Source organism: Cupriavidus sp. UYPR2.512 (assembly GCF_000379565.1).
Classification (GTDB): domain Bacteria; phylum Pseudomonadota; class Gammaproteobacteria; order Burkholderiales; family Burkholderiaceae; genus Cupriavidus.
The window spans coordinates 1-12,154 of the sequence record NZ_KB903215.1; the positions used below are offsets into that span (position 1 = coordinate 1).

General features: G+C 66.4%; 11 protein-coding genes. 6 read left to right on the top strand and 5 right to left on the bottom strand.

Going from position 1 to position 12,154, the window contains the following annotated elements; all coding sequences use genetic code 11:
* From prpC to A3A5_RS0137335, 5 genes are all read left to right on the top strand, one after another.
* On the top strand, positions 1-834 hold an 834-nt coding region (gene prpC, locus A3A5_RS0137315), incomplete at its 5' end, for a 2-methylcitrate synthase (protein WP_018315522.1).
* 165 nt (positions 835-999) lie between these two features.
* Positions 1,000-1,557, top strand: coding sequence for a hypothetical protein (locus tag A3A5_RS0137320; protein WP_018315523.1), 558 nt, complete (start codon positions 1,000-1,002; stop codon positions 1,555-1,557).
* Positions 1,558-1,835: 278 nt separating this feature from the next.
* The gene (acnA, locus tag A3A5_RS0137325) at positions 1,836-4,541 is read left to right on the top strand and encodes an aconitate hydratase AcnA (RefSeq protein WP_018315524.1); all 2,706 of its coding nucleotides are present in this window, start codon (positions 1,836-1,838) and stop codon (positions 4,539-4,541) included.
* A 238-nt stretch (positions 4,542-4,779) separates the two neighbouring features.
* Positions 4,780-4,935 carry a hypothetical protein gene (locus A3A5_RS44295; protein ID WP_018315525.1) on the top strand — a complete coding sequence of 52 codons (156 nt, stop codon included), beginning with the start codon at positions 4,780-4,782 and terminating at the stop codon, positions 4,933-4,935.
* Between the two features lie 105 nt (positions 4,936-5,040).
* On the top strand, positions 5,041-6,243 hold the full coding sequence (locus tag A3A5_RS0137335; protein WP_026201513.1) for a DUF2863 family protein: 1,203 nt from the start codon (positions 5,041-5,043) through the stop codon (positions 6,241-6,243).
* 66 nt (positions 6,244-6,309) lie between these two features.
* On the opposite strand, the gene A3A5_RS0137340 is transcribed toward A3A5_RS0137335, so the two are convergent.
* Positions 6,310-6,996: a tRNA (guanosine(46)-N(7))-methyltransferase TrmB gene (locus A3A5_RS0137340; RefSeq protein ID WP_018315527.1), complete on the bottom strand. Its 687-nt coding sequence runs from the start codon at positions 6,994-6,996 to the stop codon at positions 6,310-6,312.
* 137 nt (positions 6,997-7,133) lie between these two features.
* Between A3A5_RS0137340 and A3A5_RS0137345 the strand changes: the two genes are divergently transcribed.
* Positions 7,134-8,774 carry an ABC transporter substrate-binding protein gene (locus tag A3A5_RS0137345; protein WP_018315528.1) on the top strand — a complete coding sequence of 547 codons (1,641 nt, stop codon included), beginning with the start codon at positions 7,134-7,136 and terminating at the stop codon, positions 8,772-8,774.
* 52 nt (positions 8,775-8,826) lie between these two features.
* Here the strand turns inward: A3A5_RS0137345 and A3A5_RS0137350 are convergent, their stop codons facing one another.
* From A3A5_RS0137350 to A3A5_RS42830, 4 genes are all read right to left on the bottom strand, one after another.
* Positions 8,827-9,699, bottom strand: coding sequence for a hypothetical protein (locus tag A3A5_RS0137350; RefSeq protein ID WP_026201514.1), 873 nt, complete (start codon positions 9,697-9,699; stop codon positions 8,827-8,829).
* A gap of 53 nt (positions 9,700-9,752) precedes the next feature.
* Positions 9,753-10,505: a tetratricopeptide repeat protein gene (locus A3A5_RS0137355; RefSeq protein ID WP_018315530.1), complete on the bottom strand. Its 753-nt coding sequence runs from the start codon at positions 10,503-10,505 to the stop codon at positions 9,753-9,755.
* A gap of 74 nt (positions 10,506-10,579) precedes the next feature.
* A complete protein-coding gene (locus A3A5_RS0137360) occupies positions 10,580-11,716 on the bottom strand; it encodes a PLP-dependent cysteine synthase family protein (RefSeq protein ID WP_018315531.1) in 1,137 nt (378 codons plus the stop codon).
* A gap of 200 nt (positions 11,717-11,916) precedes the next feature.
* Positions 11,917-12,154 (bottom strand): transposase (locus A3A5_RS42830; RefSeq protein WP_198293212.1); only part of this gene is annotated, 238 nt, incomplete at its 5' end.

A 12,154-nucleotide genomic window follows, 5' to 3' on the forward strand; every position in this document is an offset into this window, starting at 1 on the left:
GGCGTGTCGGTGCTGGGCACCGTGCTGCCGGAGAAGGAAGACCACAACACCCCGGGCGCGCGCGACATCGCCGACCGCCTGATGGCCAGCCTGGGCTCGATGCTGCTGTACTGGTACCACTACAGCCACAATGGCCGCCGCATCGAAGTCGAAACCGATGATGAGTCCATCGGTGGCCACTTCCTGCACCTGCTGCACGGCGAGAAGCCGTCGGCGCTGTGGGAGCGCGCCATGAACACCTCGCTCAACCTGTACGCCGAGCACGAGTTCAACGCCTCGACCTTCACCGCCCGCGTGATCGCCGGCACGGGCTCGGACATGTACTCGTCGATCGCGGGCGCCATCGGCGCGCTGCGCGGCCCCAAGCACGGCGGCGCCAACGAAGTCGCGTTCGAGATCCAGAAGCGCTATGACAACCCGGACGAGGCCCAGGCCGACATCACCCGCCGCGTCGAGAACAAGGAAGTCGTGATCGGCTTCGGCCACCCGGTGTACACCACCGGCGACCCGCGCAACCAGGTGATCAAGGAAGTGGCGAAGAAGCTGTCGAAGGACGCCGGCTCGATGAAGATGTTCGACATCGCCGAGCGCCTGGAAACGGTGATGTGGGACATCAAGAAGATGTTCCCGAACCTGGACTGGTTCAGCGCGGTGAGCTACCACATGATGGGCGTGCCGACCGCGATGTTCACGCCGCTGTTCGTGATCGCGCGTACCTCCGGCTGGGCCGCGCACGTTATCGAGCAGCGCATCGACAACAAGATCATCCGCCCGAGCGCCAACTACACCGGCCCGGAGAACCTGAAGTTCGTGCCGATTGGCAAGCGCAAGTGAAGCCGGGCCAACTAGCCCCCTTCGATAATGTAACCAAAGACCAGAGCACTACGCTGCCTTGGGCAAATCGTAGAAAATAGCGGCGGAAATTGTCCCGGCGCCGCCCATTTTGGGGGCGGCGAATGAAACATAAATCGATTTCAGTATCCGAAAGGCACTCACAAAATGAAACACCTTGTCCTTGCCGCCTGCATCGGCGCATTCAGCCTGACCACCGCCACCGCCGTGATGGCGCAGGAACCTGCCAAGAAGACCACCACCAAGAAAGCTTCGACCAAGAAGAAGGCCGCTGCCGGCACCGCCGCCGCAGCCGGCGCTGCTGCCGCGGCCACGCCGAACGGCGAAAAATGGCAGTGTGAACTGGGCAACAACCTGTATATCGCCGGCGACATGCTGCGCGACGAGGTCCTGACCGTGCACTGGCAAGGCAGGGACTACAAGCTGCCGCGCCAGGCCACGGTGACCGGCGCCGACCGCTACTACGACGCCCGTACCGGCCTGGACCTGGTGGTGATCCCGAGCAAGGCCATGCTGTTCAACAAGAACCTGGGCCAGCGCCTGGCCGACGACTGCCAGAGCGCCGCCATGCAGGCCGGTGCCGCAGCCCCGACCCAGGCCGGTGGCCTGCGCGCCCCGGCCACCACCCCGCTGCTGGTCACGCCTCCGGGCGGCCCGACGCAGGTGCCGGAAAGCGCCCAGCAATCCGCCGCGCCCAAGCAGTAAGTTTGTACCGGGGCGCTGGCGGCCGCTGAATTCCGGCCGCCAGCGCCCTTTTTGCCTTGCCGGGCGGTCAATGCCGGGCGGGCATGCTGTCGAGCCGGCGTTGTTGTGGCCGGCGGGATGCCGAGCCGGGTGGCGCCAAAGCCGCGCGGCGGTTAGAGTATGCAGTTGCAGTGCGCTGCCGGCCTCGGACCGCGGTCAAATGCCGCGGCAGCGCACCGGGGTCTCGATTCAGGTCCGAGCCAAATGCCATCGCATCATCCTTCGATCGGAGTACGGCAATGCCCCACAACCTCAAGAACACGCTAAAAGAATTCAAGATCGGCTCTTCCGGCAAGGGCCAGTATTACTCCCTGCCCCAGTTGGGCGAGGAGCTGGACGTGGCAATCGGGCGCCTGCCGGTGTCGATCCGCGTGGTGCTGGAATCGGTGCTGCGCAACTGTGACGGCAAGAAGGTCACCGAAGAGCACGTCAGGCAACTGGCCAACTGGAAGCCGAACGCCGAGCGCGTCGACGAGATTCCCTTCGTGGTGGCCCGCGTGGTCTTGCAGGACTTTACCGGCGTGCCGCTGCTGGCCGACCTGGCCGCGATGCGCAACGTCGCCGAAAAGATGGGCAAGAACCCCAAGCAGATCGAGCCGCTGGTGCCGGTGGACCTGGTGGTCGACCACTCGGTGCAGGTCGACCATTTCCGCGAAAAGAAGGCGCTGGACCTGAACATGCAGCTGGAATTCCAGCGCAACAACGAGCGCTACCAGTTCATGAAGTGGGGCATGCAGGCGTTCGATACCTTTGGCGTGGTGCAGCCGGGCTTCGGCATCGTGCACCAGGTCAACCTGGAATACCTGGCCCGTGGCGTGCACAGGAAAGACGGCGTCTACTACCCGGACACCCTGGTCGGCACTGACTCCCACACCACCATGATCAACGGCATCGGCGTGGTGGGCTGGGGCGTCGGCGGCATCGAGGCCGAGGCCGGCATGCTGGGCCAGCCGGTCTATTTCCTGACGCCGGACGTGGTTGGCGTGGAACTGAAGGGCCGCCTGCGCGAAGGCGTCACCGCCACCGACCTGGTGCTGACCATCACCGAGATGCTGCGCAAGGAAAAGGTCGTCGGCAAGTTCGTCGAGTTCTTCGGCGAAGGCACCGCCAGCCTGCCCCTGCCGGACCGCGCCACCATCGGCAACATGGCGCCGGAATACGGCGCCACCATGGGCTTCTTCCCGGTGGACGAGAAGACCATCGACTACTTCAAGGGCACCGGCCGCACCGAAGAAGAAATCGCCGCGTTCGAGGGCTATTTCCGCGCACAGAAGATGTTCGGCATTCCCAAGGCCGGCGAGATCGACTACAGCAAGGTGGTGACGCTGGACCTGGGCACCGTGGCGCCGTCGCTGGCGGGCCCGAAGCGTCCGCAGGACCGCATCGAGATCGGCAACGTCAAGAGCACCTTCGCCTCGCTATTCAGCAAGCCGGTGGCCGAGAACGGCTTCAACAAGGATGCGGCCGACCTGGACCGCGCCTACACCACCACCGATGGCATCGAAGTCAAGAACGGCGACGTGCTGATCGCCGCGATCACCTCGTGCACGAACACGTCCAACCCGAGCGTGCTGCTGGGCGCCGGCCTGCTGGCCAAGAAGGCCGTGGAAGCCGGCCTGACGGTGGCGCCGCACATCAAGACCTCGCTGGCCCCGGGCAGCCGCGTGGTGACGGAATACCTGAAGGCCGCCGGCCTGCTGCCCTACCTGGAAAAGCTGGGCTTCGGCGTGACCGCCTATGGCTGCACCACCTGCATCGGCAACGCCGGCGACCTGACGCCCGAGCTCAACGATGCCATTACCAGTAACGACCTCGTTGCCGCTGCCGTGCTGTCGGGCAACCGCAATTTCGAGGCCCGCATCCACCCGAACATCCGCGCCAACTTCCTGGCCTCGCCGCCGCTGGTGGTGGCCTACGCCATCGCCGGCAATGTCACGCGCGACCTGATGACCGAGCCCGTGGGCAAGGGCAGGAAGGGCCGCGACATCTACCTGGGCGATATCTGGCCGACCTCGGAAGAAATCCACGCACTGATGAAGTACGCCATGGATGCCAAGACCTTCAAGGGCAACTACGAACAGGTCAAGAAGCCGAGCAAGCTGTGGGCCGGCATCAAGGGCACCAAGGGCCAGGTGTACGACTGGCCCAAGTCGACGTACATCGCCGAGCCGCCCTTCTTCCAGGACTTCAGCATGCAGCCCGCCGCCACCAGCGCCAGCGTGCGCGGCGCGCGTGCGCTGGGCATCTTCGGGGATTCGGTGACGACCGACCACATCTCGCCGGCCGGTTCGATCAAGGACACCTCGCCCGCTGGCAAGTACCTGCTGTCGCACGGCGTGCTGAAGGCCGACTTCAACAGCTACGGTTCGCGCCGCGGCAACCATGAAGTCATGATGCGCGGCACCTTCGCCAACGTGCGCATCAAGAACCTGATGATTGCGCCCCGCGCCGACGGCTCACGCGTGGAAGGCGGCATCACGCTGCACCAGCCCACTGGTGACGAAATGTCGATCTACGATGCCGCCATGAAGTACGTTGCCGAGGGCACGCCCACGGTGGTGTTCGGCGGCGAAGAGTACGGCACCGGCTCATCGCGCGACTGGGCCGCCAAGGGCACGCAGCTGCTGGGCGTGAAGGCCGTGGTGGCACGCAGCTTCGAGCGCATCCACCGTTCCAACCTGGTCGGCATGGGCGTGCTGCCGCTGCAGTTCAAGGGCAACGACAGTGCGCAGACGCTGGGTATCACCGGCAACGAGACCTTCGATATCGAAGGGATCGAGGGCGACCTGAAGCCGCAGCAGGACGTGGTGCTGGTGATCCACCGCGCCAACGGCGACGTGCAGCGCGTGCCGGTGCTGCTGCGCATCGATACGCCGATCGAGGTCGACTACTACAACCACGGCGGCATCCTGCCGTTCGTGCTGCGCCAGCTGCTGGCCGCCTGAGATCCACCTGAGGCGCCTGCAGCCTGCCAAGGCTGACGCCGCCTGCCTGGCCCCCGTTGCGGGGCCCGGGCAGGCGGCGTTTTTCATTGGTGTCCTGCGCCCGTTGCATCACCCCGAACGAAGCCCCGCGCGTGTAAGTTCCACGCAAGCCAGTGCTGCCACACTGTGTTCCACAAGAACAGCGGTCGCACGACCGGAAGCCGGGTCCGCCCGGCATCATCCAGAATCAGGAGACACCATGGTTAAGATCCTTATCGCATTCGTCGTGGTTGCCGGCGCGGCCCTCTACCTGCTGACCAAGGGCGGCGGTGACGTTTCCATGTCCGGCGAGTCGCACAGCGTCGAGAGCCACGCGCCCGCAGCCCCTGCCGCGGCCGCTCCGGCCCAGAAATAAGCCGCACGCCCGGGCGCGTGTGCACAGGCTGCACGCATATAGCGGCCTGCGTGTCAACGCAACGAGTAGAATACCGTTTTACGCATAAACGGACGGTTTCTTTCTATGGCAGGTTTTCGCCCCAAGGCTTCCCCACGACTCTCCCCTGACGCCGAGCGTCTGGTGGCCGATGCGCTCGCCCTCGATGCTTCGGGCAGCCGCATGGAGGACGCGTACTGGGAACGGCGGCTCTCGCAGCGCCTGGGCCGCCTGCTGAAGAACGGGAGCCAGACCGCGCTCGACGCGGCGCTGGAACACCTGTTCAAGCACAATGCAGACGCCTCCGACGTACTGGCCGAGCAGGCCGAGACGCTCGCCGAATCCGCCACCATCGAGGTCGACGGCCAGCGCTATGACGCGCTGCTGATCGCCGCCCCGATCCTGGCGCACACGCGCTACGCCATTCCCTCCGGCGCGCTCAAGCCGGAGCTGGCGCAGACGCTGGCGGTGCACCTGCAGGCACATGTGCTGGCTACCGGCACCAAGGTCTCGCTGTCGCCCTACCTCTACAGCATCGACCAGCTGCCGCGCACGCACAGCGACACCTTTGCGCTGACGCACAAGCTGGCCGCGGCCGCCCTGGCCGGCACGGTACCCAAGGTCGACCTGCGCGACCTGCCCGAGACCGCGCCGATCCTGGCCGATCCGCGCTACCTGCTCGCCGTGGTGGTGGCCCCGCACGAGCAGGCGCTGTTCCGCTGGCAGGAAGACGCCAAGGAGCACCACGCCGAGCGCTCGACCTGCCTCGACCAATGGCGCACCCAGGTGCAGCCGTCGGTGGCGCTGCTGCTGCCGGGCTGCGAGTTCGAGCTGCTGCTGCCCGACGCCTTCTTCCTGTCCTGCCGCGAGTCCGACAAGAGCATCCGCCCGCTGACCGTGCGCGCCGCTGTCAACTACCTGTGCGGCACGCTCGACATCTCCGCCGGCCAGCTGGCCGCCGTGGTGGCTGCCTTCGGCGAGGAAGTGGTCGAGGAATACCGCGTGGGCTTCACCATGCGCGGCGAAAAGGATGTGATCTACGGCATTGTGTGGCCGGTCTACGGCCGCGAAGCCGGCGAGGTCGATGCCGACGAAAAGGGCAACCCGCTCGAGCAGATCTGCGAGGAACTGCGCAACGCCGGCGTGGAAGACATCTTCCGCCACGCCGCGCTGTTCGATCCGGAATACTGCGAGGACTGCGGCACGCCGCTGTACGCGGACCGCAACGGCGAGATCGTGCATGCCGAACTGCCCGAGGACGCGCCGACGCAGCAGCCGCTGTTCCACTGACGCGCCCGGCTGCGCCAGGCAAGCAATCGGCCCGCATGCGCGGGCCGTTTTTCATTGGCGAGCCGGTCAGGCGGGCTTGCGCTCGCTGACGCAGCGCCACAAGCCATGGCCCGATGCCCCGTACTTGCGCTCGAACGGCGTCATCGGCTGGGCCGGCTGCCACGCTTCTACCTGCGCCGGGCGCCCGACGAGCGCCAGCGCCTGGGCAAACTCATCGATATAGATGCGCCAGTTGCTGCGGCACTCCAGGTAGTCGCCGCAGGCGGCCAGCGCCGGGAACACCGCATGCCCGTGCCAGCGCCGCCCCAGGTGGCCGATCTTGGGCCACGGGTTCGGGTACAGCACGTAGTGGCGCGCCACCGGCACGGCCTCGGCCTGCAGCAGGCGCCAGGCATCGACCAGGTCGGCGCGCGCCCAGCAGAAGTTGGCGGGCATCGGCGCCTCGCCCCACCAGTCCTTGCCGGCGGCCAGGCGCTTCTCGGACTGGTCGATGCCGATCACGAAGTGGTCCGGGAACGCCGTCGCCAGCCGCAGCGTGCTTTCGCCCACGCCGCAGCCCGCATCCAGGATCAGCGGCGCGCCGCCGGCCTGCTGCCAGCTTTGCAGCGCCGCGCCGAGCTCGCGCCGGCTGGCTTCGCCGATGGGCTTGCGGAACGGCTCGGCCAGGTGGCGCGCGACGCGCGCGGCCAGGTGTTCGTGGACATCGGCCTGGGCCGAGACAATGGTGCGGGAATTGGCAAACATGGGCGCCATTCTAACGGCGCCGCCCCGCATCGGCCTGGCAGTCCGCGCCAAGGGCTGCAACCAAGCCACTTTAGCGGCACAATGCGGGACAAACCCGCCTGAGAACCCGGCCGCGCCCGCGCGGACCTGTACGAGGAGCCAGCCAGATGACACCGACCCACGCCCTGCCGCCGCAACGCCCGTCCCGCCGCCTTGCTCACCCCACGCGCCGCGCCGTGCTCCATGCCGCCACCGCGCTGGTGCTGGGCAGCGCCGCTTTCATACTGCTGCCGGCGGGTGCCGCCCACGCCGAAGACCTGCGCATCGGCCTGGCGGCCGACGTGACCTCGATGGATCCGCACTGGAACAACTCGGGCCCCAACAACGCCATCGCGCTGCATGTGTTCGAATCGCTGGTGTTCATGGACAAGAACGCGCGCTACATCCCCGGCCTGGCGTTGTCGTGGAAGCCGGTCAACGCCATCACCTGGGAGATCAAGCTGCGTCCCAACGTGAAGTGGCACGACGGCTCGCCCTTTACCAGCGACGACGTCAAGGCCTCGCTGGAGCGCCCGGAGAAGCTCACCAACAGCCCGGGCTCGTTCACCAGCTACACCAAACCGATCGCGCGCATCGACACGCCCGACCCGCTGACGGTGCGCCTGACCATGAGCGTGCCCAATTACGCCAACCTGGCCAACGACCTGAACAGCGTGCCGATCATGCCGAAGAAGGTCGCCGCCACGCTGACGCAGGCGGACTTCGACTCAGGCAAGGCGATGATCGGCACCGGGCCGTTCAAGTTCGTGCGCTTTGCGCGCGGGCAGGAAATCGTGATGGAGCGCAACCCCGACTACTGGGGCCCCAAGCCCGAGTGGGACCGTGCCGTGTTCCGCATCATCACCGACAACGGCGCGCGCAGCGCCGCGCTGCTGGCAGGCGACGTCGACGTGATCGAGAGCGTTCCCTCGGCCGACGTGGCCAAGCTCAGGCAGAACCCCAGGTTCAAGATCGAGCAGCAGGTGTCGTGGCGCACCATCTTCTGGCAGATGGACCAGTCGCGCGACAACCCGCCCTTTGTCACCGACAAGGCCGGCAAGCCGCTGGGCAAGAACCCATTCAAGGACGCGCGCGTGCGCGCCGCAATCAGCAAGTCGCTGAACCGCGACGCCATCGTCAGCCGCATCATGGAAGGGCTGGCGGTGCCGGCATCGTCGATCGTGTCGCCGCAGATCTTCGGGCATCCGGGCACCAGGCCTGAAGCCTATGACCCGGAAGGCGCAAAGAAGCTGCTGGCGGCCGCAGGCTACCCCGACGGCTTCGGCCTGACGCTGCACGCCACCAACAACCGCTACCTGAACGACGCCGCGGTAGCGCAGGCCACCGCCAGCATGCTGACGCGCATCGGCATCCAGACCAAGGTGGAGACGATGCCGGTGGCGGCCTACTTCACACGCGCACGCCAGGGCGAGTTCGCCTTCCAGATGCTGGGCTGGGGCTCGGCCGCGGCTGACGTGGCACTGCGCTCGATCACCGGCACGCCCAACCCCAAGACCGGTTATGGCACCTGGAACTGGGGCAAGTACAGCAACCCGCAACTGGACCAGCTGATCGAAAAGTCGCTGACCACCGTCAGCAGCGACAAGGCGCGCGAGGAGAATGCCCGCGCCGCGGCCAAATTTGCGCTGGCCGACCACGCGATCATTCCGTCGCACAGCCAGCTGTCGATGTGGGCGATGAAGAAGGGACTGAAGTACGAGGCGCGCACCGACGAGTGGTCGCTGGCGCAGTTCTTCCACAAGGAGTAAGCGCGGGGCTGCCTGCTGCCGCTCTCCCGCGCAACGGGAGAGCGGCCGTTCCTCAGATCTTCAATCGCGCTTCCTGCCGCGCATTCGCCGCGCGAAGCTTCTTCACCCAGTCCCGCGCCGGCAGCCTGGTGATCTTCTCCACCACGTCGGCACGCCCCTCCAGCGCTTCCCACGACACATCGATATCCGGCCCGTTGAAGGCCATCGCGATGATGTTGCCATCATGCACTTCCGGGAACACCAGCACGCGGTTGTCGAAGGCATCGCAGATGCGTTCGATGTTCTTCGGGAAGCTGTCGTGGTCGCCGAACAGGTTGATCGTCATCACCCCGGGCGCCTTCAGCGTGCGGCGGCAGGCGCGGTAGAACGCGGTGGTGTCCAGCACCGGGCCGCGCGCGGTGGCGTCGTACAGGTCCACCTGCAGCACGTCGATGGCGCCGGCGTGGGTGCCGTCCATGACGTAGTCCCAGGCGTCCTGCTCGCGCACTGTCAGGCGCGCGTCGTCCTCGCGCAGGCCGAACATGCTGCGCCCGGCGATGATCACCGCGGGGTTCAGCTCCACCGCGGTCACGCGCGCGCGGCTGAACTGGCGATGGCAGAACTTGGTCAGCGCCGCGGCGCCCAGGCCAAGCTGCACCACGTGGAATTCTTCAACGGACGGCGACAGGAACAGCAGCCAGGCCATCATCTGCTGCGCGTATTCCAGCTCGATCGCATCGGGCTTGCGCAGGCGCATCGCGCCCTGCACCCACTCGGTGCCGAAGTGCAGGTAGCGCACCCCTTCCATTTCCGAGAAGGTCACCGGCGCAAAGCGCGGCGTCATGCGTTTTTCTTCGCGTGCCGGCGCCTCGCCACGGGTGCGGGTACCACGTGCCGGACGGCGCGAGGCCACGGCTTCAATCGATTTTCGTTTCAGTAGGGTCATGTTGTCGAGAAAGGCGTTCAGCACCCGTTCCAGCATGGATAGGGAAACGCGGATTACTTGCCCAGCGCCGACTGCGCGCGCTGCAGCCATTCGCGATTGTGTTCGCGGGCGTGGCGCGGCCAGTGGCGGGCGTCGTGGACGATATCGGCATAGAGCTGCTGCGCGCGTTCGCGGTCGGCGGCATCGGGCTGCGCGGCGAGCCAGTCGGCAAAGAGGCAGCGCGGCGCGGCATCGCTGGCGCTGGTCAGTGCCTGCTCGAACGCGGCGCGCGTGCCGGACGCGCCGGTGGCCGCCAGCGCGCGCGCAAACAGCAAGGCCGGATCGGGCTGCTGGCGCGACTGCGGATTGGCGGCAAACAGCTTCTCCAGCGTTGCCAGCGCGCCGGCCGCATCACTGGTGGCGAACTGCGCCTGCGCCAGTCCCTGCAGCAGCGCCGGATCGGTCGCAAACGGTCCGTTGGCCGCTGCGTGGTAGTGCTGCAGCGCTTCCGACGGCTCTCCGGCCGCCAGCAGCGCGGCGCCCAGGCGCATGCGGTGCGCCACCGTCGGGGCGCGGTCAAAGTCAGAGCGGGCCTCGCGCACCGCGCGGTTCGGATCGACCAGTTGCGTGATGGCACGCGTGGCCGCACGCGCGCCGCGCGACTGGCGCAGCCCGGGCAGGTAGATTGCGAAGAAATACACCACGCTGCCCAGCCCGGGGAACAGGAACAGGATCAACAGCCAGTACATGTTCTGGTGCGTGCGCACCGCGTGCACCGCAAAGAACAGTGCGACGATGATATGGATGCTGATGCCGAAGATACGCATAGGGAATTCACCTTTGAATCAATGGCCGGCGCGCCAGCCGCCGGCATTGTGACAGAAAGGCACGGCGACGGGTTTCAGCCGCCCGCCGGAATGCCGGCGCCAGCCGACTGCAGCCCCGCCACCGCCTGCGGCGTCAGCACGGCCTCGCCATTGACCGCGCGCGCCACCAGCGCATCGGCCGCCTCGATGTCAATGCCCTGTGCGGTGTACCAGGCATCGTCGTAATAGGTGTTGCCGTAGCGCTCGCCGCTGTCGCACAGCAGGCTGACGATGGCGCCGCCCTCCCCCGCCGCGCGCATCTGCCGGGCCAAAAACAGCACGCCGACGAAATTGGTGCCGGTGGATCCGCCCACGCGGCGCCCGAAGCGCCCGGCCAGGTAGCGCATGGCCGCGAACGACAGCGCGTCCGGCACCTTCAGCATGGCGTCCATGCAGGTCGGGATGAACGAATGCTCGACGCGCGGCCGGCCGATGCCTTCAATGCGCGAGCCCTCCGCCAGGGACAAGTCCGGCTGCGGCTTGCCGTCCAGGCAGCTGCGGAAGTAGTCAAAGAACACCGAATTCTCCGGGTCCGCGCACAGCACGCGGGTCTTGTGGCGGCGGTAGGCCACATAGCGGCCCAGCGTGGCGATGGTGCCGCCGGTGCCGCCGCTCGATACCAGCCAGGCCGGCACCGCATGCTCTTCCTGCGCCATCTGCCTGAAGATCGACTCGGCGATATTGTTGTTGGCGCGCCAGTCAGTGGCGCGCTCGGCGTAGGTGAACTGGTCCATGAAATGCCCGCCCGTCTCCTGCGCGATGCGGCGCGAGGCAGCATAGATCTCGGACGGGCTGTCCACCAGGTGGCAGTGGCCGCCGTAGAACTCGATTGCCTCGATCTTGGCGCGCGAGGTGCCCGCCGGGATCACCGCCACGAACGGCAGCCCGAGCAGCCGCGCAAAGTAGGCCTCGGAAATCGCCGTCGAACCGCTGGATGCCTCCACCACCGTGCTGCCCTCATGCAGCCAGCCGTTGCACAGCGCGTACAGGAACAGCGACCGCGCCAGCCGGTGCTTGAGGCTGCCGGTCGGGTGGCTGGACTCGTCCTTGAAATAGATGCGGATGTCAGGGTAGCCCGGCAGGTCCAGCGGGATCAGGTGGGTGTCGGCGGAACGGTTGAAATCCGCATCGATCTTGCGGATGGCTTCGTGGGTCCAGTCGGAAAGTGGCATGGCAGTGGTCCGGGCAGGCCGGACATCAGGACAGACCGTCAGGATGCCAGAAGCCCACGCGACAAATCCAGTCCGGGATGGGCAGGCGGCCTGGCACAGCCCGCGAAGGGCGGTTTCTCCACAACCGCGAGATCGGGTATGGCATTTCCTGGCCGGATGCAGCCATCGGCGCGGGTGCTGATATATGATCATACTATTACTCAGCAGTCAGAAATATATGCGACAGAAGGATGGCGGAAGAATGAGCGTACAAGCGCCGGATTTTCCGCCACGGTTTGAAGCTGTTCGTTGACCTTTTGTTGCAGGTCCTCACCTTTACGAAGAGGCCTGCGTGCCACACCTGTGCGCTTGGTATGACTCCACACCAACTCGTCTGGATTGAGGTCGGGCGAGTAGCCAGGCAAGAAGTGCAATGTGAGCTTGCCCTTTGTCGATTGA